This window comes from Pseudomonas sp. GP01-A4 (genome assembly GCF_058780865.1).
Genome location: NZ_JBYSWF010000059.1, coordinates 24,875 through 48,746, shown reverse-complemented (window position 1 = coordinate 48,746; position 23,872 = coordinate 24,875). Strand labels below are relative to the sequence as shown.

The window sequence follows — 23,872 nt, the reverse complement described above, 5'->3', positions numbered from 1 at the left end:
TGAATGAACGCGGCGCTCTCAGGTTTTTCGCGAGCAAGCCCGCTCCCACAGAAAAGCAGATCTGTTTTCGCTCTGGTCTTTGCTTTTAACACTCAAGCCCGCCGGGAGGCCGCTGTGCTCTTGCTTTTGATTTTAATCTGACTGCCCCAATAAGTCCGAGGCCGAACGCAGGTATTGCGGAGCGGCGGCCCGCGGAGCAATGCCGTTTGGTGGACTTTGCCGCTGTTGCAAAGTGACTCGCTGTAAGAGCGAAACCATACGCCGCCGTTACCCAAATAACGGATATGTACCCAATCACTGAGCTGGCTTGCAGGCCATGGCATCAGGTTTTTGCAGCCAACTCCCGCAGCACCTTGAGCAATGTGGTCTCACCCTTAACCACGTCCGCCTGCTCAAAGCAGATCCAACCTTCGTTAAACCCATCAATCATGCGCATGCGCGGCATTGGATTCTGCGCGCCTTGCTCACGAAACATCGGCTCCCACGCATCGCGAGGCACCACCTGTGCTGTCACACCACGACCAAGCACTTCGGTCAACGTGCGAGCGATGTCGTTCGGGCTGACCCATTGGCCTTCCAGCTCAACTACCCGACGCCCGCTCCAGTGTTGCTGCAACAATTGCGCGGCAAGGCGGCCGACGTCGGCAGTAGCGATCATCGGCACGGCTTTATCCAGCGGTTGCAGGAAGCTGTGGATCACTCCGTGTTCGCGGGCGGTGGCTACGTCGTAGGCGGCGTTTTCCATAAACCAGCCCGGACGCAAAAAGGTCACCGGCACGTTCAACGCGCTCAGCGCCTGTTCCATCAAGGTTCGTTGGGTCAGCAGGTTCAGGTGTTCGGCCTGGGCGCCGATGGTCGACAGGCAAACAACTTTCTGCGGGGCCGCAGCTTCAATGGCCTGAGCGACGGCGGCAATCACCTTGCGCGCCTCGGGAAAACCCGGCTCCGGGTCGAAATCCGAAGGCGGCAGGATGAACACGCCGGTGGCACCCTTGAATGCTTCAGTGAGGGCCGCAGCGTCGTCCATATTGGCGATGGCGACCTCGCAACCAAGGGCGGCCCATACGGCGCCTTTGCCCGCATCGCGAATGACTGCGCGCACGGGTTGACGATCGTTGAGGAGAAAGCGCGCGAGGGCGCCGCCGACTTTGCCTGTGATTCCGGTGATGACATACATGGTGTTTACGCCTGTTGTTCCAATGTGTGGATCAAGCATAAACACCGCCCTGGATTGACAGAATAGCGATCCCGTCACTGCATCAGTGACTCAAAATCACGAATCACCCAGCGGTGGCAGCCGGCGCTTTACCGGGGTTTTCTTGACGATGGCCGTGTTGGTTTCGGCGTACGCGTTGAGCCGGTCCAGCAGGGTGTCCAGTTGGTCCATGGTGCGCACATGCAGGCGTGCGATGAAGCAGTCATCGCCGGTCACCTTGTCGCACTCGGTGAACTCGGGGATCGCCTGGATCTGGCGCTCCACCTCCTGCAGTTTCCCGGGCAAAGGGCGAATGCGCACGATGGCTTGCAGCAGATAGCCAAAATGCTTGGGGTCAATGTCCACGGTGTAGTTCTTCAACACGCCACGCTCTTCCAGGCGCCGCAGCCGCTCGCCGACGCTGGGGGAGGACAGGCCGGTGATACCCGCCAAGGCCTTGAGGGACAGGCGCGAATCGTCCATCAGCGCGGCGATCAGTTGCTGGTCAATGCTGTCAATCATGGTCTCTCCGAAAGCGATTGCTCAGGTTTGCCTAATAAGAATAGGCGAAATGCAAGGTTCGCCTTATTTAGAATCTGGAGTCGCTACAGGCCAGATTGCCATAATTGAGCCTCACTTGAGGAGCTCAATCATGGACAAATCCATACGTCGCGGTTCATGGGAAATGGTCGCCGCCATGCTCATATCCGGCACCATCGGCTGGTTCGTGCTGGTATCGGGAGTGCCGGTGGTCGAAGTGGTGTTCTGGCGCTGCGTGATCGGCGCGCTGACGTTGCTGGTGGTGTGCTGGCTGCTCGGCTATCTGCGCCTGGACTTGCTGGACTACCGCAAACTCGGGCTGGCGATGCTCAGCGGCGTGGCGATCGTGGGCAATTGGTTGCTGCTGTTCGAGTCCTACGCCAGGGCATCCATTTCCATCAGTACAGCGGTGTATAACGTGCAGCCGTTTATGTTGGTGATGCTGGCGGCAGTGTTCCTGGGCGAGAAAATCACCGTGCAGAAGCTCGCCTGGCTGAGCGTGGCGTTCGTGGGAATGCTGGCGATTGTCACTGCCCATGGCGATCAGTCAAATACCGGGGACGACTATCTGGTGGGCGTGGCATTGGCGCTGGGCGCGGCGCTTTTGTACGCGATTGCCGCCCTGATCATCAAGCGCTTGAAGGAGGTGCCGCCGCATTTGATGGCGTTGATCCAGGTGACCACAGGCGCCTTGCTGCTGGCACCGCTGATGCAGTGGCACAGCCTGTCTGCATCGATGGATGCTTGGGCGGCATTGCTGACCTTAGGCGTGGTGCATACCGGCTTGATGTACGTGCTGCTGTATGGCGCGATCCAGAAGTTGCCGACGGCAATCACCGGGGCGCTGTCGTTTATCTACCCGATTGCGGCAATCTTTGTCGACTGGATTGCCTTTGGGCATCGCCTGGGCTGGTTGCAATGGCTGGGCGTGGCGGCGATTTTGCTCGCGGCGGCGGGGTTGCAGCGGGGTTGGTGGTGGCGTTCGAAAACAGTGATGAGCGTCACGCCGTAGCATGACGCTCACCGGCGACTCAATGTGCGCCGCGCGGGATGGTCTTGAGCAGGTCATCCGGGCTGATATAACCCACCACGCTGCCCGGTTGCGGCAGGCCGAGGATGTGGCCCTTGATCTTGCCGATCACGTGCATCTCGCAAGGCTTGCAGTCGAACTTCAGCGTCAGTACTTCGTCGCCGTGGATCAACTGCATCGGCGCAACCTTGGTCTTCACCCCCGTCACACCCTTGGCCTGTTTGGGGCAGAGGTTGAACGAGAACCGCAGGCAGTGCTTGGTGATCATCACCGGCACTTCGCCGGTTTCTTCGTGGGCTTCGTACGCCGCGTCGATCAGTTGCACACCATGGCGGTGATAGAAGTCGCGAGCCTTCTGGTTGTAGACGTTGGCCAGGAACGACAGGTGCGATTCCGGATACACCGGCGGCGGCGTGGTTTCTGCCTTGCGGCCGCCCCGTGGATGGGCCTGGATACGCGCCTCGGTCAGCGCCTCGATCACTTCACGGCGCAGGGCCTTGAGCTGCGAGTTCGGGATGAAGAACGCCTGCGGCGCATCCAGTTCGATCGCGGTGGCGTGGTACTGGGTGGTGCCCAGTTGGCCCAGCAGGTCGCGCAAGGTTTCCAGTGCCTGTTCCGGTTTGTTGGCCACGCCAAACGGGCCGGGCAGCGCAACGCTGGCGCTGATGCCTTCTTCGCTGGTGACGGTCAGTTCCAGGCGGTCTTCCTGCAGGCGAACGTTCCACGACACACCGATACGGCGCTCGGCGGAAGTCTTGAGCAGCGCCTGTTGCCAGTTATGGTCCAGGTTGCGGTTCAGCGGATGATTCGGGCGCAACTGATGCAGGCCGGCCGGCATCTCGTTGGGCTCGACGCGGTAGCGGTAGCGCTTCTCGCCGTCTTCTTCGAACTCACCTTTTGGCTCGGCGATGTTAGCGCGGAAACCCACCACTTCACGCTTGATCAGTACATTGAGACCGTCGCCATTGGACAGCGGCTCATGGGTGACCACTTGCAAGTCACGCTTGCCGGCTTTTTCCACCACACCCACCGGCAGGCCGGTAAAGGTCGGGGTGTCGAAGGCGCCAATGTCGACCTTGCGGTCGGTGACGAAGTAGTCGGTGCTGCCACGGTGGAAGGTCTTTTCCGGGTCCGGCAGGAAGAAATGCGCGGTGCGGCCGCTGGAAGCGCGAGCCAGGTCCGGACGGTCTTCGAGGATCTCGTCGAGGCGCTGGCGGTAATAGGCGGTGATGTTCTTCACATAGCCCATGTCCTTGTAGCGGCCTTCGATCTTGAACGAACGCACGCCGGCATCCACCAGGGCGCGCAGGTTGGCGCTCTGGTTGTTGTCTTTCATCGACAACAGGTGCTTTTCAAAGGCAACCACACGGCCCTGGTCATCCTTGAGGGTGTAGGGCAGGCGGCAGGCCTGGGAGCAATCGCCACGGTTGGCGCTGCGGCCATTCTGGGCGTGGGAGATGTTGCACTGGCCGGAGAAGGCCACGCACAAGGCACCGTGGATGAAGAACTCGATGGCGGCATCGGTTTCATCGGCAATCGCACGGATTTCCTGCAGGTTCAGCTCACGGGCCAACACCAGCTGCGAAAAACCGGCCTGGTCGAGGAACTTCGCCCGGCCCAGGGTGCGGATGTCGGTCTGGGTGCTGGCATGCAGTTCGATGGGCGGGATATCCAGCTCCATCACCCCCAGGTCCTGGACGATCAGCGCGTCGACGCCGGCATCGTAAAGCTCGTGGATCAGCTTGCGCGCCGGCTCAAGCTCGTTGTCGTGCAGGATCGTGTTGATGGTGGTGAACACCCGCGCATGGTAGCGCCGAGCGAACTCCACCAACTGCGCGATATCGCTCACGTCGTTGCAGGCGTTATGGCGCGCGCCGAAACTCGGGCCGCCGATGTACACGGCGTCGGCGCCATGCAGGATGGCCTCGCGGGCGATGGCAACATCGCGCGCAGGGCTGAGCAATTCCAGGTGATGCTTGGGCAAGGACATAGTTTTTTTAGTCAGGCTTGTCACGGAGGCGGGCATTGTAGCTGTGAAATGCGCTATCGACATCTATCAAGCCCCAGGTGTGCTCCCAAATTGGAATGCACTCAACGGTGGGAGCCGGGCTTGCCCGCGATGCAGACACCGCGGTGTATCAGTGACACCGCGGCGATCCCATCGCAGCCTCGCTGGGGCTCGACAGCTCCCACATCTGATCATCGTTGGTTGATATAGAGCGTTTGGCTCAGCCCTTGGCGGCCATCGCAGTGACTTCAACCCGCATGCCTTCGACGGCCAGGGCGGCAACACCAACCGCCGCACGCACCGGCCAAGGCTTGGCGAAGTAGCGCTTGTAGACTTCATTGAAAGCGGCGCGGTCGGCCATGTCGGTCAGGTAGATGGTCAAATGCATGACCCGGTCAATCGAACTGCCGGCACGTTCCAGGGCCACCTTGAGGGCTTGCAGGGTGCATTCGCTTTGCAGGGTGATGTCGCCAAGCTCCAGGCTGCCGTCGGCGCGGGTAGGGATTTGCGTGGAGACGAGGATGCCGTTGAAGCCGATAACGTCGGAAGAGATGGAGTCCGGGTCGAGATCGGGGGTGAAGGCGAGGTCGTGGTTGGCCATGGGATTCCCTTGGGTGACATCAGAAAGAAGGCCGATATGGTCCCCGAAAAAAAGGCCCGGGGCAAACCCGGGCCTTTTCGGCGAAGCAGCAAGGTAAAACGAAAGTCCACGATCAACCGTGTTTGTTTAACTAGCCTGTTGTTTCGTGGATAGTTTAATTGCCAATAGTTGCGTGCGCAGGTGCACTGCCGATTAAACTCGATTAATTAAAATTCACTGTGCATATGCGCACGCTGCTGTAGTTTTAACCCTGTCTTAGCCGCTCTGCTTCGACAACATCCTTTGGTTTGCCGCCGCAGTCTCTGCGGCGGATTTTTTATGGGCGCTGATGTATATATATTTAACTTATTTATAAAGTGGCACTTTGATAGTTGGTTTAATCAAACTATCAGTACACCAAGAGAGGCTTGTGCCTGCCCCATTTCGCACAACTGCTGTGCAAGATGAGGGATTAATCCACCGCCGCTGAATGCCTATAGTTCTTTCACCGCCGCAGCGCCCCACGGGGCATGCGAAATCCAGTCGTAGATTGAGGTGATCATAATGAATAGCGAATTCAAGCCTGACGTGGCCGATACCCAACCGCAGCACCTGCTCGATGCCGAATACTTTGAATACAGCAAGGCCGCCAATCCCATCAGCGCCAACCTGATCACCCGCATTCCCTATCACAGCTTCCCGGCCTCGCTGTACGACAGTGGGCCCTCTCGGGTAGTGCCGCTGGACCTCAGCGATGCCTTGGGTTGCGAAGGTCCGGCCACCGGTCCGGGGCTGTGTGCGAACTTCATTCGCCTGAACGCCGGCGATACGCTGGAACTGCACCCCAACGCCACCTCACAGGTGTTTTATGTCATCGCAGGGCAGGGCAGTGTGGTTCAGGGCGCGCACCGCATCGACTGGACCAAAGGCTGCTTCATTGCGCTGCCAGGTCTGCAGCAAGCGCAGTTCAGCGCATCAGAGGATGCGCGCCTGTATTACGTCCACGATGAGCCGCTGTTGCGTTACCTGGGCGTGACCCGCAGTGCCGATCGCTTCGTGCCGACGCTGTATCCCGCGGAGCTGGCCAACGCAAAACTGCGGGAAGCGGCCGATGATCCCCGCGCCCAGGACCGTAGCCGTATCAGCATCCTGCTGGGCAATCGCAACTTCCCGCAGACCCGTACCGTGACCCATGTGCTGTGGGCGATGTACGGCATCCTGCCGCCGGGGTCGATTCAGAAGCCCCACCGACACCAGTCGATTGCGCTGGATTTCATCATTGATTGCCCCAAGGGCTGCTATTCGCTGGTGGGCACCGAACTGGACGCCGATGGGCAGATCCGCAACCCGGTGCGGGTCGACTGGTCGCCGGGCCTGGCGTTCGTGACGCCGCCAGGTTACTGGCATGCCCACTTCAATGAGTCCGACACGGAAGCCTTCCTGATTCCGATCCAGGATGCGGGGCTGCAAACCTATCTGCGGTCGCTGGATATCCGCTTCAGCTGAGACGTTTCCAGTGCGGTGTTTCGCCCAGTTGCTCGACGATAAAGTCGATGAAGCACCGCACTTTGGAAGACACGATGCGCTTGGGTGGATAAACGAACCAAACCGCCGATTCACGGCCTGCGATGCGGATATCCCACTCAGGCAACCACACCAGCAACTCGCCGGTTTCAATGGGTTTGGCTACCAGCCAGTCGGGGAGCAAGGCAAATCCCAGGCCCTGTTGTGCGGCGATCAATTGTGCGTCCAGGTCGTTGATCCGGATGCTGTCTTTATGCACCAGCGGTGACACCTCACGCCCGTTGGCAAATGCGCTGTCAGCCGCTCCCAGGATCGCCGGCATGGCAGCCAGGTCGGCAGGGTTGACCGGCGCCGGATACTCCCGGCAAAACGCCGGGCTGGCCACCAGCCGGTAGCGCTCATCGCAGATCTTGCGTGCCTTCAACGTGGAATCCGCCAGGGTGCCAATGCGGATCGCCAGGTCCGCGCCGGCATGAATCAGGTTGACGTGGCTGTCGTCCAGCACCAGTTCCAGCTTGATCTGCGGGTAGCGGGCCAGGAAGGCATTCAAGGTGGGAAGGATATGGTGGCGGGCAAAGGCGGGCGGCAGGTTGAGCTTGAGCACGCCCCGTGGTTGTTCGTTCAGCGCGGAGGTGGCCGCCTTGGCTTGTTCCAGCTCGTCCAGCACCCGGCGTGCGTGCGTCAGGAATGTCTGGCCACCCTCGGTCAGGTGCAGCGTACGGGTAGATCGGTTGAACAAGGCGATGCCGAGGTCCTGTTCAAGGTCCTTCACGTAACGGGAAACCGTGGAGGCCTTGATGCCAAGCCGGTCGGCGGCGCGGGAGAAGTTATTGCCCTCGGCGGCTTCGACAAAGGCGGTTAACGCAGCGAAGTAATCCAAGGGCGGCCTCGACTTGACGGTGGGTTGCCTGGCGCTACAGCGGCGTCAGCACGTTCATCACGGTGTCCAGCGCCACCCGGGTATCGTCCAGTTGCACCAGGGAGGCATGCCGCGCGCCGAGGGCGTCACGGTTCTTGATCGCGGTGAGGATCGCTTTGTGCCGGGGCAGGCTGAGGCCCTGGATGTCGGGGCGACGGTTGGTGATGTTGATGGACTCGCGAAGTGGCAGCGACAGCATATTGCACATGTAGGCCAGCAAGTCGTTGCGGGTCGCATCGGCAATCGCCCGGTGGAAGTCCAGGTCGGCCTGCAGCAACGTTTCGTGGGTATTGGCGGTTTCCATGCCGAGGTAGGCTTTTTCGATGGTGGCGATGTCGGCGTCGGTGGCGGTGGTCGCGGCCATCGCGGCGATTTCCGGCTCGAGGATCCGGCGCACACCGGCCAGGGTGTTGAAAAACTCGCTGTGGGGTGTCGACTGCATCAGCCAGGTCAGCACGTCCGGGTCCAGCAGGTGCCACTGCACCCGTGGGCGCACCACGGCGCCGACCTTGGGCTTGGAAATCACCAGGCCCTTGGCGCTGAGCACTCGGGTCGCCTCACGCAATACCGAGCGGCTGACCTTGTACTCCTCGCACAAGGTGGCCTCCATGGGCAACCGTTCTTCCGGCTTGAAGCGCCCGGAAACGATGTGCATGCCCAAGTCCTGGACGATTTGGGCGTGCATGCTCTTGCGCGGCTTGGTCGGCTGCTGATCCATAACAGGGAGGCTACTCTGGCGAAATACGCGGCATCATAGCATTGCTCCCGTCCCAATTAGTGGGAATGACGCGGCACTTCCGCACCACGGCAGCCCACCAGGAAGTCGAAGTCGCAGCCCTGGTCTGCCTGTAATACGTGGTCGATGTACAGCTGCCGGTAACCCCCGACAATCAGTTGCTCGGGCGGCGCAAGGTCGGCCATGCGGGCCGCCAGTTCGGCGTCCGGGATGTCCAGGTGCAGGCGGCCATTGGCGCAATCGAGTTCGATCCAGTCGCCTTCCTTGACCGTCGCCAACGGGCCGCCGGCCGCCGCTTCCGGGGCCACGTGCAACACCACGGTGCCGTAGGCCGTGCCGCTCATGCGCGCATCGGAAATCCGCACCATGTCGGTCACGCCCTGGGCCAGCAGTTTGGCCGGCAAGCCCATGTTGCCGACTTCCGCCATGCCCGGATAACCCTTGGGCCCGCAGTTTTTCATCACCAGGATCGAGTTGGCATCCACGTCCAGTTCCGGGTCGTTGATCCGTGCCTTGTACATGTCGAAGTTCTCGAACACCACGGCACGCCCGCGATGCTGCATCAGTTCGGCACTGGCAGCCGAGGGCTTGAGGACTGCACCCAGTGGTGCGAGGTTGCCCCGCAGCACACAAATGCCGCCGTCGGCGCGGATCGGGTTGTCGAGGATGCGGATCACTTCGTCCTGGCCGTAGATCGGCGCTTCCCGGGTGTTTTCGCCGAGGGACTTGCCGTTGACGGTCAAGGCATTCGGGTGCGGGATCAGGTTGGCCTCACCGAGGCGGCGCAGCACCGCCGGCAGGCCGCCAGCGTAGTAGAACTCCTCCATCAGGAAGCGCCCGGACGGCTGCAGGTCGACGATGGTCGGCATGCCACGGCCCATGCGGGTCCAGTCGTCCAGGTCGAGCTCGACGCCGATGCGTCCGGCGATGGCTTTCAGGTGAATCACCGCGTTGGTCGAGCCGCCGATGGCTGCGTTGACGCGAATCGCGTTTTCGAAAGCCTCCTTGGTCAGGATCTTCGACAGCTTCAGGTCTTCACGCACCATCTCCACCGCACGCATGCCGGACATGTGCGCCAGTACATAACGCCGCGCATCCACCGCTGGAATCGCCGCGTTGTGGGGCAGGGAAGTGCCGAGTGCTTCGGCCATGCAGGCCATGGTCGAGGCGGTGCCCATGGTGTTGCAGGTGCCCGCCGAGCGGGACATGCCGCCTTCGGCCGCGAGGAAATCGTCGAGGGTAATGGTGCCCGCCTTGACCTGTTCGCTGAGCTGCCACACCACGGTGCCCGAGCCGATGTCCTGGCCCTTGTGCTTGCCGTTGAGCATCGGCCCGCCGGTGACGACGATCGCCGGCACGTCGCAACTGGCGGCGCCCATCAGCAGCGCCGGGGTGGTCTTGTCACAGCCGGTCAGCAGCACCACGCCGTCGATGGGGTTGCCGCGAATGGCTTCCTCCACGTCCATGCTGGCCAGGTTACGGGTGAGCATCGCGGTGGGGCGCAGGTTCGATTCGCCGTTGGAGAACACCGGAAATTCCACCGGAAAGCCACCGGCTTCGATCACGCCGCGTTTCACATGCTCGGCAATCTGGCGGAAGTGCGCGTTGCAGGGCGTCAGCTCCGACCAGGTATTGCAGATCCCGATGATCGGTTTGCCGTGGAACTGATGATCGGCAATCCCCTGATTTTTCATCCAGCTGCGGTACATGAAGCCGTTTTTATCGGCGGTACCAAACCAGCTGGCGGAGCGCAGGACGGGCTTTTTCTCGGACATGGCTGACTCTCTTATTGTAAGACTATATTGATCCATTCTCGGCTTAACATAGGCGTAAATTCGGGTGTTTGGAAGTGTTGTTGATTAAATAGTATTACTATATAGTCCGATTCAACGAGGCCTGGCCCTGGCGGTTTTCCGCGAGAGGCGACCCGAAACGCTCTATAAAAATAACAATCGGAGACCGCTCACATGAGCCAGGAACAGCGGCTGATACGTCGCATCACGCTGAAACTGATTCCCTTCCTGATCTTGCTGTACCTGATTGCCTACGTGGATCGCTCGGCCGTGGGCTTCGCCAAATTGCACATGGGCGCGGATGTCGGCATCGGCGATGCGGCGTATGGACTGGGAGCAGGGCTGTTCTTTATTGGCTACTTCCTGCTGGAAATCCCCAGCAACCTGATGCTCGACCGTTTCGGCGCGCGGCGCTGGTTCGCACGAATCATGGTGACCTGGGGCGCGATTACCATCGGCATGGCATTCGTCCAGGGCCCCCACAGTTTCTATGTGATGCGCTTTCTGCTGGGCGCCGCCGAAGCCGGGTTCTTCCCGGGTGTCCTCTACTACATCACCCAATGGTTCCCGGTGAGGCACCGCGGCAAGATCCTCGGGCTGTTCATCCTGTCCCAACCCATCGCCATGATGATCACCGGCCCCGTGGCGGGCGGCTTGCTCGGCATGGACGGGATACTCGGCCTGCACGGCTGGCAGTGGTTGTTCATCGTCATCGGCACCCCGGCGATCCTGCTGACCTGGCCGGTGCTGCGCTACCTGCCGGATGGGCCGCAACAGGTGAAATGGATGGACCAGGCGGAGAAGGCCTGGCTCACCGGCGAGCTGGCCAAAGACCTGCAAGCCTACGGCCAGACCCGGCACGGCAACCCGCTGCATGCGCTGAAGGACAAGCGCGTGCTGCTGCTGGCGCTGTTCTACCTGCCGGTGACTTTGAGCATCTATGGCCTGGGCCTGTGGCTGCCGACCTTGATCAAGCAGTTTGGCGGCAGCGACCTGACCACCGGGTTTGTGTCGGCAGTGCCCTACATCTTCGGGATCATCGGTTTGCTGATCGTCCCGCGCAGTTCCGATCGCCTGAATGATCGCTACGGTCATCTCGCCGTGCTCTACGTGTTGGGCGCCATCGGCCTGTTCCTCAGCGCCTGGCTGACAGTGCCGCTGTGGCAACTGACAGCGCTGTGCCTGGTGGCGTTTGCGCTGTTTTCTTGCACGGCGGTGTTCTGGACCTTGCCGGGACGTTTCTTTGCCGGCGCGAGTGCAGCGGCGGGCATCGCCTTGATCAACTCGGTGGGTAACCTCGGCGGCTACATCGGGCCGTTCGTGATCGGCGCCCTCAAGGAGTACACCGGCAACCTTGCGTCGGGCTTGTACTTCCTGGCGTGCGTGATGCTGTTCGGGGTGGTGTTGACCGGGGTGGTCTATCGGTTGCTGGAGCGCAGGCACGTGCTGCCGCCCGATCAGTTCGCCGCCAGCGCCCGTGGCGCCACGCGTACTTAATTGGCAATCAGGAGAACACTCATGGGGTTAGTGCAGTTTGAATTGAACAACGGCGAACGCCGAGTGGGCGTGGTCGACGGCGATCAGGTACGCGAGGTGCGGGCCGCCCGCACGGTACGCGACCTGGCACTCGCCGCCATCGAGGCTGGCGTCACCCTGCAACAGTACATAGACCACCTCGGCCTGGCCGAGAGCCACGACTACGCCAAACTGCTGGCCGCGCAGAAGATCTTGCCACCGCTGGATCACCCGGACCCGGCCCACACGCTGGTCAGCGGTACCGGCCTGACCCACCTGGGCAGTGCGTCGGCGCGGGACAAGATGCACCAGAACGCCAGTGACGAAAGCGCGATGACCGACAGCATGCGCATCTTCAAATGGGGCGTGGAGGGCGGCAAACCGGCTGCTGGCCAGGCCGGTGTGCAGCCGGAATGGTTCTACAAGGGCGACGGCAGCATCGTGGTGCGTCCGGGCCAGCCATTCCCGTGGCCGGCGTTTGCCGAAGACGCCGGCGAAGAGCCGGAAATCGCCGGGCTGTATGTGATTGGTCACGACGGCAAGCCGTATCGCCTGGGCTACGCGGTGGGCAACGAGTTTTCCGACCACGTGATGGAGCGCAAGAATTACCTGTACCTGGCCCACTCCAAGCTGCGCAGTTGCAGCTACGGTCCCGAGTTGCGCCTGGGTGAACTGCCCCGGCACCTGGCGGGCACCAGCCGTATCGTGCGCAATGGCGAGGTGTTGTGGCAGCACGAATTCCTCAGTGGCGAAGCCAACATGTGCCACAGCCTCGAAAACCTTGAATATCACCATTTCAAATACACCCAGTTCCTGCGCCCAGGTGACGTGCATATCCATTTCTTCGGCACCGCCACCTTGTCGTTTGCCGACGGCATTCGTACCCAGCCAGGCGATGTGTTCGAAATCAGCCAGGCCGAATTCGGCGCGCCATTGATCAACGGCATTGCCGTGGCCAACAGCGGCGTGGCACCTGGCGGCATAGGCACCCTTTGAAGGAGACAGGCATGACCCGGATTTGTGGCCACAACTACATCGGCGGCCAGCGCAGCGCTGCCGGCAGCATCACCCTGCAGAGCATCGACGCCACCAGTGGCGAGGCATTGCCCTTTGATTTCTACCAGGCCACCGCGCAGGAGGTCGACGCCGCGGCCAACGCCGCCGCTCAGGCTTACCCGGCTTATCGCAGCCTGAGCGCGCAGCATCGTGCGTCGTTCCTGGAGGCGATAGCCGATGAACTGGACGCCCTGGGCGATGACTTTGTCGCCCTGGTCTGCCGCGAAACGGCGTTGCCCGCCGGGCGTATCCAGGGTGAGCGCGGTCGTACCAGCGGCCAGATGCGGTTGTTCGCCAAGGTACTGCGGCGCGGTGATTTCTACGGCGCGCGGATCGACCAGGCGCTGCCGGATCGCCAGCCCTTGCCGCGCCCGGATCTGCGTCAATACCGCATCGGCCTGGGGCCGGTCGCGGTGTTTGGGGCGAGCAATTTCCCCCTGGCCTTTTCCACTGCCGGTGGCGACACCGCCGCCGCGCTGGCGGCCGGTTGCCCGGTGGTGTTCAAGGCCCACAGCGGGCACATGGCCACCGCCGAGCGGGTCGCCGATGCGATCATGCGGGCGGCCGAGCGCACAGGTATGCCCGGCGGCGTGTTCAACATGATCTTCGGCGGCGGTGTGGGGGAAGCGCTGGTCAAGCACCCGGCGATCCAGGCCGTGGGTTTCACCGGCTCGCTCAAGGGCGGCCGGGCCTTGTGCGATATGGCGGCGGCACGCCCGCAACCGATCCCGGTGTTCGCCGAGATGTCCAGCATCAACCCGGTGATCGTCTTGCCCAAGGCCCTGCAAACCCGGGCAGACACCATCGCCCGCGACCTGGTCGCCTCGGTGGTGCAGGGGTGCGGCCAGTTCTGCACGAACCCGGGCCTGGTGATCGGGATTGCCTCGCCAGCGTTCACAGGCTTCACCCAACAGGTCGCCCAACTGATCGGCGGCCAGCCCGCGCAAACCATGCTCAATGCCGGCACCTTGAACAGCTACGGCAAAGGCCTGCACACGCTGCTGGCCCATCCTGGCATCGAGCACCTGGCGGGCCAGACGCAAACCGGCAATCAGGCGCAGCCACAGCTGTTCAAAGCGGACGCCAGCCTGCTGATCAACGGCGATGAAGTGTTGCAGGAGGAAGTGTTCGGCCCCACCACGGTGTTCGTGGACGTCGCCGACCAGGCCCAACTCGCTGCGGCGTTGCACGGCCTGCACGGCCAATTGACCGCGACGATCATCGGCGAGCCGGCGGATTTCACCCAGTTCGGCGAGTTGACGCCGCTGCTGGAGCAAAAGGTTGGCCGCATCCTGCTCAACGGCTACCCCACGGGCGTCGAGGTGTGTGACGCGATGGTCCATGGCGGGCCGTATCCGGCGACTTCGGATGCCCGTGGCACTTCCGTGGGCACCCTGGCGATCGAGCGTTTCCTGCGACCTGTGTGCTTTCAGAATTACCCTGATAGCCTGCTCCCCGACGCGCTGAAGAATGCCAACCCGTTGCGCATTCAGCGTCTGGTAGATGGGCAGCCGTCGCGCGACGCGCTGTAACCGGTACCACCTGAAAACAACAAGAAAGCAGGAGGTTTCATGTCGTGGACCGCAGTCACACCGCACCGGGCTCGGCTGGGCGAAGGGCCGTTCTGGGATGTACCGGGCCAGGCCTTGTATTGGGTGGACATCATCGGCCAGCAGGCCTTGCGCCTGCAGGGCGGGCAATTGCACACCTGGCAATTGCCTGAGCCGGTCTCGGCGTTTATCCCGTGCGCCAGCGGCGATGCACTGGTGACCCTGAGCAGCGGCGTGTATCGCCTCGACCTCGATTCGACGCCGAGCGATCCGCGCCTGACCTTGCTTTGCGTCGCCGATCCGCGACCGGGCAACCGTGCCAACGAAGCCCGCTGCGATGCCCAGGGCCGGCTGTGGCTGGGCACCATGCAGAACAACATCGGCGAGCACGGTGAAGACTTGCCGGTGCTGCGGCGTTCCGGCGGCCTGTTCCGGGTCGATACCGACGGGCAAGTCACGCCGTTGCTGCAAGGCCTGGGGATTCCCAACACCTTGCTGTGGAACGACGCCGCTACCCACGTGCATTTCGGCGACAGCCTGGACGGCACGCTCTATCGATACCCGATGACTGAACAGGGCCAGCTCGCACCCGCGCAGGTCTGGTTCGGGCCTCACTCCCGGGGTGGCCCGGACGGCTCGGCCATGGACGCCGAAGGCTATATCTGGAACGCCCGCTGGGACGGCAGCTGCTTGCTGCGGCTGACGCCGGACGGTGAAGTTGACCGGGTCATCGAATTGCCGGTCAGCCGTCCCACCAGTTGCGTGTTCGCAGGCCCCGACCTCAAGACCTTGTACATCACCAGTGCCGCCAGCCCGCTGGATCACCCGCTGGACGGTGCGGTGCTGGCCATTGAGGTCGATGTGCCGGGGAAAATCTGCCACCGCTTTGCAGGATAACCAACAGGCTGTTTAACGCATTCAAAAACAACAACAAGGAGTCACCCTATGAATCGTCGTCGTGGTATCCGTTCCCTGTGCTGCGCCGCTGTGGCGGTGTCCGCCGTCGGCCTGAGCAGCCTGTTGCTGGCGGCCGAGCCGGTGAAGATCGGCTTTCTGGTCAAGCAGGCGGAAGAGCCCTGGTTCCAGACCGAATGGGCCTTCGCCGAAAAGGCCGGCAAGGACAAGGGCTTCGAGGTGATCAAGATCGCCGTGCCCGACGGCGAGAAAACCCTCTCGGCCATCGACAGCCTGGCGGCCAACGGTGCCAAGGGTTTTGTGATTTGCCCGCCGGACGTGTCCCTCGGCCCGGCGATCATGGCCAAGGCCAAAGCCAACGGCTTGAAAGTGATCGCCGTGGATGACCGTTTTGTGGATGCCAAGGGCAACTTCATGGAAGACGTGCCTTACCTGGGCATGGCCGCGTTTGAAGTGGGCGAGAAGCAGGGCAGTGCCATGGCCACTGAAGCGAAAAAACGTGGCTGGGATTGGAAGGACACCTATGCGGTGATCAACACCTACAACGAACTCGATACCGGTAAAAAGCGCACTGATGGCTCGGTCAAATCACTGAAGGCTGCGGGTATTCCGGATGACCACATCCTGTACGCAGCCCTCAAGACCCTCGACGTCCCCGGCAGCATGGACGCCACCAACTCGGCGCTGGTCAAGCTGCCCGGCGGCGCGAAAAACCTGATCATCGGCGGCATGAATGACAACACCGTGCTTGGCGGCGTGCGCGCCACCGAAAGCGCCGGGTTTGCGGCGGCGAATGTCATCGGCATCGGCATCAACGGCACCGATGCCATTGGCGAATTGAAGAAAGCCAACAGCGGCTTCTTCGGCTCGATGCTGCCCAGCCCGCATATCGAGGGCTACAACACCGCGAGCATGATGTTCGAGTGGGTCACTACGGGTAAGGAGCCGCCGAAGTACACGGCGATGGATGAGGTGACGCTGATCACCCGCGAGAACTTCAAGCAGGAGCTGCAAAAGATCGGTTTGTGGAACTGATGGCCGCTGACGTTTCCCGGCAGCCCTGCTAACGCCGGTACTGTGGGAGCTGTCGAGCTTCAGCGAGGCTGTGATAGCGGTGGGTCAGGCACCTTGGATATTGATAGTGCCGACGTCATCGCAGCCTCGCCAAAGCTCGACAGCTCCCACAGGTTTAGTCAGCAGAGAATTTCAGCACGGTATTCTGCGTGTAGGTCTGGCCAGGATCGAGACGGGTAGAGGGGAAGCTCGGCTGGTTGGGGCCGTCGGGAAAATGCTGGGTTTCCAGGGTGAACGCACTCCAGTGGGCGTAAGGCGTGCCACCCTTGCCCTTGATCGTCCCGTCGAGGAAGTTGCCGGTATAGAACTGCACGCCAGGCTCGCTGGTATACAGCTGCAAGCGGCGACCGGACTGCGGGTCACGAACGTCGGCGGCCAGTTTGCCGATATCACCCTTGGCATCCAGCACCCAGTTGAAGTCAAAGCCACCTTGTTTAGGTTCGGCGAATTTCAGCTGGGGATGATCGTCCTTGATGTGCTGGCCGATGGCAGTGGGCTTGAGAAAGTCCATCGGCGTACCGGCGACCGGGGCCAGTTCGCCGGTGGGAATCAGGGTGCTGTTGACCGGGGTGTAATGGCTGGCATGCAGGGTGGCGACCTGCTTGAGCACATCACCGCTGCCGGCGCCGGCGAGGTTGAAGTAACTGTGGTTGGTGAGGTTGAGCACCGTGGGTTTGTCGGTGGTGGCCTTGTAGTCGATGTGCAGTTCGTTCTTGTCGTTGAGGCTATAGGTAACATCGACTTTCAGGTTGCCGGGAAAACCCATCTCGCCGTCCTTGGACAGGTAGCTCAGGGTCACGCCCACCGAATCGTCCTGCTTGACCGGCTCGGCTTTCCACACATGCTTGTCGAAACCTTGCGGGCCGCCGTGCAGCGAGTTCGGCCCGTCGTTGAGGGGCACTTGATAGCGTTTGCCGTCCAGTTCAAAGCTGCCCTTGTCCAGGCGGTTGCCAAAACGGCCGATGGTCGCGCCGAAGAACGCAGTACCGGCCTGGTAGCCCTGGACGTCATCGAAGCCCAGCACCACGTCGGCGAACTGGCCGTGTTTGTCGGGTACTTTCAGCGACTGCAAGACCGCGCCATAGGTGATGACCGTGGCTTGTACGCCATGGCTGTTACGCAATACATACTGCTCGACGGCGGTGCCGTCATTGGTTTTGCCGAAGGGTTTGTGTTCGCTGGACAAGCCAGCCGCCTGAGCGCCCAGGCTGGCCACCGCCAGGGAGAGGCCAAGGCCGGTAAGCAGGAATCGGGATTGCCGCATGACTGAGCTACCTTTATTGTTGTTAATTAAATAGTTCTACTATTTATTCGGCTGCAGGGCTGATTTATAGCCAATATCGCAAAACATGCAATATAAAATAAGACTAAATACAGCGGAGTGACTGCCCCATGAACACTGAAAAACAGCCCGGCGCGCAGGCGATGTACCCGGACCTGCGGGATAAAACCGTGCTGATCTCCGGCGGTGCTTCCGGGATAGGCGAGGCCATGGTGCGTGCCTTCGCACGCCAGGGGGCCAAGGTAGCCTTCGTGGACCGGGCGCAAGGGCAGGGCGACCGATTGGCGGCGATATTGTCGGCCGAGGGCCATGCCGTCGAATTCGCCCATTGCGATATCACCGACGAGATCGCGTACAAGGCCGCGATAGCGTGCCTGGCGCAGAGCCTCGGGCCGATCGACGTGCTGGTGAATAATGCCGCCAATGACGTTCGGCACACCCTGGATGAAATCGACTCGGAGCGGTTCGACCAACTGATTTCGGTCAACCTGAAGCACGGGTTTTTCGCGGCCCGGGCCGTGGTGCCGATGATGAAGGCCGCAGGCGGCGGGTCGATCATCAACCTGGGTTCCATCGGCTGGATGATGGCTTCCAGCGGCTATCCGGTATACGCCGCCAGCAAAGCGGCCGCCCACGGTATGACCCGGGCCCTGGCGCGGGAGCTTGGGCCCAGCCGTATCAGGGTCAATACGCTGGTGCCGGGCTGGGTGATGACCGAGAAACAACTGGCGATGTGGGTGGATGACGCGGCCCGGGAGTTGATCGCCCGCAGCCAGTGCCTGCCGGGCAGTGTGGAGCCGGAACATATCGCCAATATGGCGCTGTTCCTGGCCTCTGATGTATCGGCGATGTGTACCGCACAGAACTTCATTGTGGACGGCGGCTGGGTCTAGGCCGGGGAAGGGTCGCCATCCCGGATGCAACGAATCGCCGCCCGGGGCCTCATACAGTAACGAACGGTGGTTCATATGCAGCCACCGCAACCGACTACTTCATGGGTGCAGGTGATTGATTTATGACGGACGCCGATAAGAAACATGTGGCCTGGCTGGTGGAACAATCGATGCTGCATGCCGCCAAGCAGCGCGCCAGGCTTTATTCGGGGCAAGGCCGGTTGTGGCAACAGCCATATGCCCATACACGGCCCCGTGATGCTTCGGCCCTGGCATCGGTGTGGTTCACGGCCTATCCGGCGTCCATCGTCACCCGCGAGAACGGCAGCGTACTGGAGGCCCTGGGCGATGAAACCTTGTGGCACGCGCTGTCGAAAATCGGCATACAGGGCATCCATAACGGCCCGCTGAAACGCTCGGGCGGTCTATCCGGCACCGAGCACACCCCCACCATTGACGGCAATTTTGACCGCATCAGCTTCGACATCGACCCGCAACTGGGCACCGAAGCCCAGCTTCAGGCGCTGGCCCGCATGGCCGCCGCGCACAACGCGGTGATCATCGACGATGTGATTCCGTCCCACACCGGCAAGGGCGCGGACTTCCGCCTGGCCGAGATGGCCTACGAAGACTATCCCGGGCTCTACCACATGGTGGAGATCCGCGAAGAAGACTGGCCGCTGCTGCCCGATATCAGCGAGGGCCGCGATGCGCAGAACCTCAGCCCGCAGCAGGTCGACGTGCTCAGGGACAAGCACTACATCGTCGGCCAGTTGCAACGGGTGATCTTCTTCGAACCCGGGGTCAAGGAAACCGACTGGAGCGCGACTGATGTGGTCATCGGCGTGGACGGCAAGCCCCGCCGCTGGGTGTACCTGCATTACTTCAAGGAAGGGCAACCATCGCTGAACTGGCTGGACCCGACCTTCGCCGCGCAGCAGATGATCATCGGCGACGCCCTGCACGCCATCGACGTAATGGGGGCGAAAATCCTGCGCCTGGACGCCAACGGTTTCCTTGGCGTGGAACGAAAACTGGAAGGTAACGCCTGGTCTGAAAGCCATCCGCTGTCCATCACCGGCAACCAGATCCTGGGCGGCGCGATTCGCAAGGCGGGCGGTTTCAGCTTCCAGGAACTGAACCTGACGGTGGACGACATCGCCGCCATGTCCCACGGCGGCGCCGACCTGTCCTACGACTTCATCACGCGCCCGGCTTACCAGCACGCGTTATTGATGGGCGACACCGAGTTCCTGCGCCTGATGCTGCGGGAGATGCACACCCTGGGCATCGACCCCGGCTCGCTGATCCACGCCTTGCAGAACCATGACGAGCTGACCCTGGAACTGGTGCACTTCTGGACGTTGCACGCCCATGACACCTACCTCTATCAGGGGCAGACCTTTCCCGGCGGCATCCTGCGCGAGCATATCCGTGAGCAGATGTACGAACGCCTGGCTGGCGAACACGCGCCGTATAACCTGAAGTTCGTGACCAATGGCGTGTCCTGCACCACCGCCAGCATCATCACGGCGGCGCTGGGCATTCGCGACCTTGAGGCGATTACCCCGGCGGATATCCAGCAGATCCGCCAGATTCACCTGCTGCTGGTGATGTACAACGCGATGCAACCGGGGGTGTTTGCACTGTCCGGCTGGGACCTGGTGGGCGCATTGCCGTTACCGGCGCAGGAGGTGGCCCACTTGATGCTGGATGGCGACACACGCTGGATCCATCGCGGCGCCTATGACCTGGTGGACCTGAATCCGGATGCGGAGCAATCCGCCGGGCAGATGCCACGCCCGAAAACCTTGTATGGCAGCCTGATCAGCCAGTTGGCCGACCCGGATTCGTTTGCCTCGCAACTGCAAAGAATCCTCGCGGTGCGCCGAGCCTACGACATCGCCGCCAGCCGCCAGATCCTGGTGCCGGATGTGCAGCACCCGGGGCTGTTGATCATGGTGCACGAGCTGCCGGCGGGCAAAGGTACTCAGATCACGGCGCTGAACTTCGGCTCGACGCCGATTACTGAAACCCTGCACCTGCCCGATATTGCGCCCGGGCCGGTGGTGGACATCATCAATGAGCGAGTGGAGGGTGATTTGACGCCCGAGGGTGATTTCACCATCACCTTGGATGCGTATGAAGGCTTGGCGCTGCGGGTAGTGATCTGACCCACTGATCCACTGTAGGAGCGAGCCAGCTCGCTCCTACACGGGGACCGGCTGTTCCGCCTCCTGATGGTGCGTTGAACCAATGAACATATACATCGCCGGCACCATGAACAGCGTCAGCACGGTACCGATCGACAACCCGGCGAAGATCACCAGGCCCATGTCATGCCGTCCCGCAGCCCCGGCACCGGAGGCCCACACCAGCGGCACCACGCCCAGCACCATGGCGGCGGTGGTCATCAGGATCGGCCGCAAACGCACGCCGGCGGCTTCTTCTATGGCCTCACGCTTGCTGTGACCGGCGCGCTGCAACTCGTTGGCAAACTGCACGATCAGGATCCCGTGCTTGGTGATCAACCCCAGCAACGTCACCAGCCCCACCTGGGTGTACACGTTGATCGAGGCAAAGCCCATGGTGATAAACGCCAGCGCGCCGAAGAGTGCAGGGGGCACCGAGAACAGGATCACCACCGGGTCGCGGAAACTCTCGAACTGAAACGCCAGGGCCAGGTACACGATCAGGATCGAAAACATCAGCAGGCCGAAGAACCCGCCGGATTCCTGCATGAACTGGCGAGATTCGCCGGAGAAGTCCGAGGTGTAACCCGACGGCGCAATATTGGTCAGAATGGTGTTCAATTTCGCCAGCAGTTCGCCCTGGGCCACGCCGCTGACGCCCGACAGGGTCGCCGAGTTGAGTTGCTGGAAGTGGTTGATGGATTCCGGCTGGGTTGAAGTTTCGATATGCGCCACGGTGCGCGCCTGGATCATGCTGCCGGATGGGGTGCGGATGTAATAATCGAGAATCTGGTCCGGGTTGAGGCGGTCAACCTGCAACACCTGGGGAATCACTTTGTACGAGCGCCCGGCAGTGGAGAAGTAGTTCACGTAGTTGCCGCCCAGTGCCGCGGACAGCGCCGCACCGACGTCGGCCTGGGTCATGCCCAGTGCGGCGATTTTTTCCCGGTCCACCACCAGCTTGGCTTGTGGCTTGTCGAGTTTCAGGTCCATGTCGGAGAAATAGAACAGCTGTTGTTTCTGGGCCTCGGCCACCACGGCCTGGGCGACTTCGTTGAGGTTTTCCACCGAGTCGGTGGTGGTGATCACGAACTGCACCGGCAAGCCCTGTGCGCCCGGCAGCGATGGCAGCGGGAAGGCCGCAATGGTGGCGCCCGGCACCTGGTTCCATTTCTGCTGGAGTTCCGATATCAGTTGGGCCTGGGAGCGCGAGCGGTCGCCCCAGTTTTTCAGCAGCACACCGCCCAGGCCCTGGTTGAGGATAGGCAACCCGGTCAGCTGGAACATCTGCGCGTATTCCGGCTCTTTGTTGGCGATCTGGAAGGCCTGGTCGGCGATGCGCTCCATCTGCTGCGGAGAGGCGGTGGGCGGGCCCTTGATCTGCATGAACACCAGCCCCTGGTCCTCGGTGGGCGACAGTTCGCTTTTGGCGGTCATGCCGCTGGCGGCCACCAACAGGAACAGCACAAAACCAAACGTCACCAGCACCGGCCATACGTTCAGGCCGCCCGAGAGTACGCGGTGGTAACGGCCCCGCAACCAGTCAAAGTACTGATCGAGCTTGCGGGCGAAACGACCTTCTTCCTGCCCGGTCTTGAACAGCCGGGACGTCATCATCGGCGAAAGCGTCAACGCCACCACGGCCGACACAGTCACGGCACCCGCCAGCGAGAAACAGAACTCCTTGAACAGCGCACCGGTAAGGCCGCTGCGCAGCCCGATGGGCACGTAGGCCGCGATCAGCACCACGGTCATCGCGATGATCGGCCCACCCAGTTCCCGCGCGGCAACCAGCGCAGCCTCCAGCACGCCTTTGCCTTCTTCCTTGATATGCCGGTCGACGTTTTCCACCACGATAATCGCGTCGTCCACCACCAGGCCGATCGCCAATACCAGGGCAAGCAGGGTCAGCAGGTTAATCGAGTACCCCAGCAGGTACATGATGAAGAAGGTCCCGACCAGCGACAGCGGGATCGCCACCAGCGGCACGATCACCGCGCGGAACGAGCCGAGGAACAGGTAGATCACCACCGACACAATGATCATCGCCTCGACCAGGGTCTTCACCACCTCATAGATCGAGGTGTTGATGAACTCCGTGGAGTCATACACGATCTCGCCGCGTACCCCGGTGGGCAACTGGGATTGCAGCTCGGGGAAGGCCTCGCGCACGCTGTCGGCCACCGTCAGGATATTGGCAGTCGGCGCCGTCTTGATGCCGATGAACACCGAACGCTTGCCGGAAAACGCCACGCTGCTGTCGTAGCTTTCGGCGCCGAGGGTGACGGTGGCCACGTCCTCCAGGTACACCAGGCCATCGCCTTTCTGCTTGACCACCAGCCGCTTGAATTCATCCACCGTGTGCAAGTCGGTCCCGGCCGTCAGGTCGACCGTCACCGTTTGCCCACGGGTGGAACCGACGGCAGACAGGTAGTTGTTGTTGGCCAGGGCGGTGGACACGTCCTGGGCGGTCACGTTATGCGCCGCCAGTTTGTTCGGGTCCATCCAGGCACGCAGGGCGAACTGGCGCCCGCCGAGGATTTCGGCGGTTTGCACGCCCTGGATCGAGTCCAGCTTGGGCTTGACCACCCGCACCAGGTAATCGGTGATGTTGTTGGTGGGCAGGGTGTCACTGTAGAAACCCAGGTACATGGCGTCGGTGGTCTGCCCGACCGCCACCGTCAGCACCGGTTCCTGGGACTGCGCCGGCAGTTGGTTCTTGACCGAGTTGACCTGGGTGTTGATCTCGGTGAGGGCCTTGCTCGCGTCGTAATTCAGCCGCAGCGTGGCGGTAATCGTCGAGACACCGGTGATGCTCGTTGATGACAGGTAGTCGATGCCCTGGGCCTGGGCGATGGCCGATTCAAGCGGCTGGGTGATAAAGCCGGCAACGGTGGAGGCGTCCGCGCCGTAGTAGGCGGTGGTGATGGTGACCACGGTATTTTCGGTGCGTGGCCATTGGTTCACCGGCAATTCGAAGATCGAGCGCAGCCCCAGGATCAGGATGAACAGCGAGACGACAATCGCCCAGACCGGCCGCTGGATAAAGGTATCGGTAAGCTTCATGGGA

The 23,872-nt window shown here is 61.8% G+C and carries 18 protein-coding genes; 9 read left to right on the top strand and 9 right to left on the bottom strand.

Going from position 1 to position 23,872, the window contains the following annotated elements; genetic code table 11:
* Positions 1-322: 322 nt before the first annotated feature.
* Both AC3WKX_RS26505 and AC3WKX_RS26500 read right to left on the bottom strand, forming a co-directional pair.
* Entirely contained in the window at positions 323-1,177 is an 855-nt protein-coding gene (locus AC3WKX_RS26505; RefSeq protein WP_102604311.1) for an NmrA family NAD(P)-binding protein, read from the bottom strand.
* 96 nt (positions 1,178-1,273) lie between these two features.
* Positions 1,274-1,717 carry an Lrp/AsnC family transcriptional regulator gene (locus AC3WKX_RS26500; RefSeq protein WP_008433323.1) on the bottom strand — a complete coding sequence of 148 codons (444 nt, stop codon included), beginning with the start codon at positions 1,715-1,717 and terminating at the stop codon, positions 1,274-1,276.
* Positions 1,718-1,847: 130 nt separating this feature from the next.
* On the opposite strand from AC3WKX_RS26500, the gene AC3WKX_RS26495 reads away from it, so the two are divergent.
* Positions 1,848-2,747, top strand: coding sequence for a DMT family transporter (locus tag AC3WKX_RS26495; RefSeq protein ID WP_003217803.1), 900 nt, complete (start codon positions 1,848-1,850; stop codon positions 2,745-2,747).
* Positions 2,748-2,766: 19 nt separating this feature from the next.
* Here AC3WKX_RS26495 and AC3WKX_RS26490 read toward each other — a convergent pair whose 3' ends face one another.
* A complete protein-coding gene (locus AC3WKX_RS26490; protein WP_102604312.1) occupies positions 2,767-4,755 on the bottom strand; it encodes a peptidase U32 family protein in 1,989 nt (662 codons plus the stop codon).
* A 238-nt stretch (positions 4,756-4,993) separates the two neighbouring features.
* Positions 4,994-5,374, bottom strand: coding sequence for a RidA family protein (locus AC3WKX_RS26485; RefSeq protein WP_003217799.1), 381 nt, complete (start codon positions 5,372-5,374; stop codon positions 4,994-4,996).
* 543 nt (positions 5,375-5,917) lie between these two features.
* Between AC3WKX_RS26485 and AC3WKX_RS26480 the strand changes: the two genes are divergently transcribed.
* Positions 5,918-6,859: a cupin domain-containing protein gene (locus AC3WKX_RS26480; protein ID WP_102604313.1), complete on the top strand. Its 942-nt coding sequence runs from the start codon at positions 5,918-5,920 to the stop codon at positions 6,857-6,859.
* On the opposite strand, the gene AC3WKX_RS26475 is transcribed toward AC3WKX_RS26480, so the two are convergent.
* From AC3WKX_RS26475 to AC3WKX_RS26465, 3 genes are read right to left on the bottom strand one after another with little or no spacing between them, the layout of a single operon-like run.
* A complete protein-coding gene (locus tag AC3WKX_RS26475) occupies positions 6,852-7,757 on the bottom strand; it encodes a LysR family transcriptional regulator (RefSeq protein ID WP_102604314.1) in 906 nt (301 codons plus the stop codon). The two genes, AC3WKX_RS26480 and AC3WKX_RS26475, sit on opposite strands and share 8 nt — an antisense overlap.
* Before the next feature lie 34 nt (positions 7,758-7,791).
* Complete coding sequence (locus AC3WKX_RS26470) at positions 7,792-8,514, bottom strand: FadR/GntR family transcriptional regulator (protein WP_003217775.1); 723 nt, start codon at positions 8,512-8,514, stop codon at positions 7,792-7,794.
* A gap of 56 nt (positions 8,515-8,570) precedes the next feature.
* Positions 8,571-10,307, bottom strand: coding sequence for an IlvD/Edd family dehydratase (locus AC3WKX_RS26465; protein ID WP_102604315.1), 1,737 nt, complete (start codon positions 10,305-10,307; stop codon positions 8,571-8,573).
* A gap of 192 nt (positions 10,308-10,499) precedes the next feature.
* Between AC3WKX_RS26465 and AC3WKX_RS26460 the strand changes: the two genes are divergently transcribed.
* The 5 genes from AC3WKX_RS26460 to AC3WKX_RS26440 are packed head-to-tail and all read left to right on the top strand — an operon-like array spanning position 10,500 to position 16,396.
* The gene (locus AC3WKX_RS26460) at positions 10,500-11,822 is read left to right on the top strand and encodes an MFS transporter (RefSeq protein WP_102604316.1); all 1,323 of its coding nucleotides are present in this window, start codon (positions 10,500-10,502) and stop codon (positions 11,820-11,822) included.
* 21 nt (positions 11,823-11,843) lie between these two features.
* A complete protein-coding gene (gene araD1, locus AC3WKX_RS26455) occupies positions 11,844-12,836 on the top strand; it encodes an AraD1 family protein (RefSeq protein WP_102604317.1) in 993 nt (330 codons plus the stop codon).
* A gap of 11 nt (positions 12,837-12,847) precedes the next feature.
* Positions 12,848-14,428: an aldehyde dehydrogenase (NADP(+)) gene (locus AC3WKX_RS26450; protein ID WP_102604318.1), complete on the top strand. Its 1,581-nt coding sequence runs from the start codon at positions 12,848-12,850 to the stop codon at positions 14,426-14,428.
* 39 nt (positions 14,429-14,467) lie between these two features.
* Positions 14,468-15,343: an SMP-30/gluconolactonase/LRE family protein gene (locus tag AC3WKX_RS26445; protein WP_102604319.1), complete on the top strand. Its 876-nt coding sequence runs from the start codon at positions 14,468-14,470 to the stop codon at positions 15,341-15,343.
* Between the two features lie 48 nt (positions 15,344-15,391).
* Positions 15,392-16,396 (top strand): substrate-binding domain-containing protein, encoded by a 1,005-nt coding sequence (locus tag AC3WKX_RS26440; protein WP_087693833.1) that lies wholly within the window; start codon positions 15,392-15,394, stop codon positions 16,394-16,396.
* A 154-nt stretch (positions 16,397-16,550) separates the two neighbouring features.
* Here the strand turns inward: AC3WKX_RS26440 and AC3WKX_RS26435 are convergent, their stop codons facing one another.
* Positions 16,551-17,699 carry an aldose epimerase family protein gene (locus tag AC3WKX_RS26435; protein WP_102604320.1) on the bottom strand — a complete coding sequence of 383 codons (1,149 nt, stop codon included), beginning with the start codon at positions 17,697-17,699 and terminating at the stop codon, positions 16,551-16,553.
* Positions 17,700-17,827: 128 nt separating this feature from the next.
* On the opposite strand from AC3WKX_RS26435, the gene AC3WKX_RS26430 reads away from it, so the two are divergent.
* Positions 17,828-18,610: an SDR family NAD(P)-dependent oxidoreductase gene (locus AC3WKX_RS26430; protein WP_003217767.1), complete on the top strand. Its 783-nt coding sequence runs from the start codon at positions 17,828-17,830 to the stop codon at positions 18,608-18,610.
* Between the two features lie 122 nt (positions 18,611-18,732).
* Positions 18,733-20,784 carry a maltose alpha-D-glucosyltransferase gene (treS, locus tag AC3WKX_RS26425; RefSeq protein ID WP_008433350.1) on the top strand — a complete coding sequence of 684 codons (2,052 nt, stop codon included), beginning with the start codon at positions 18,733-18,735 and terminating at the stop codon, positions 20,782-20,784.
* Between the two features lie 36 nt (positions 20,785-20,820).
* Here the strand turns inward: treS and AC3WKX_RS26420 are convergent, their stop codons facing one another.
* A complete protein-coding gene (locus tag AC3WKX_RS26420) occupies positions 20,821-23,868 on the bottom strand; it encodes an efflux RND transporter permease subunit (RefSeq protein WP_102604321.1) in 3,048 nt (1,015 codons plus the stop codon).
* Positions 23,869-23,872 lie beyond the last annotated feature (4 nt).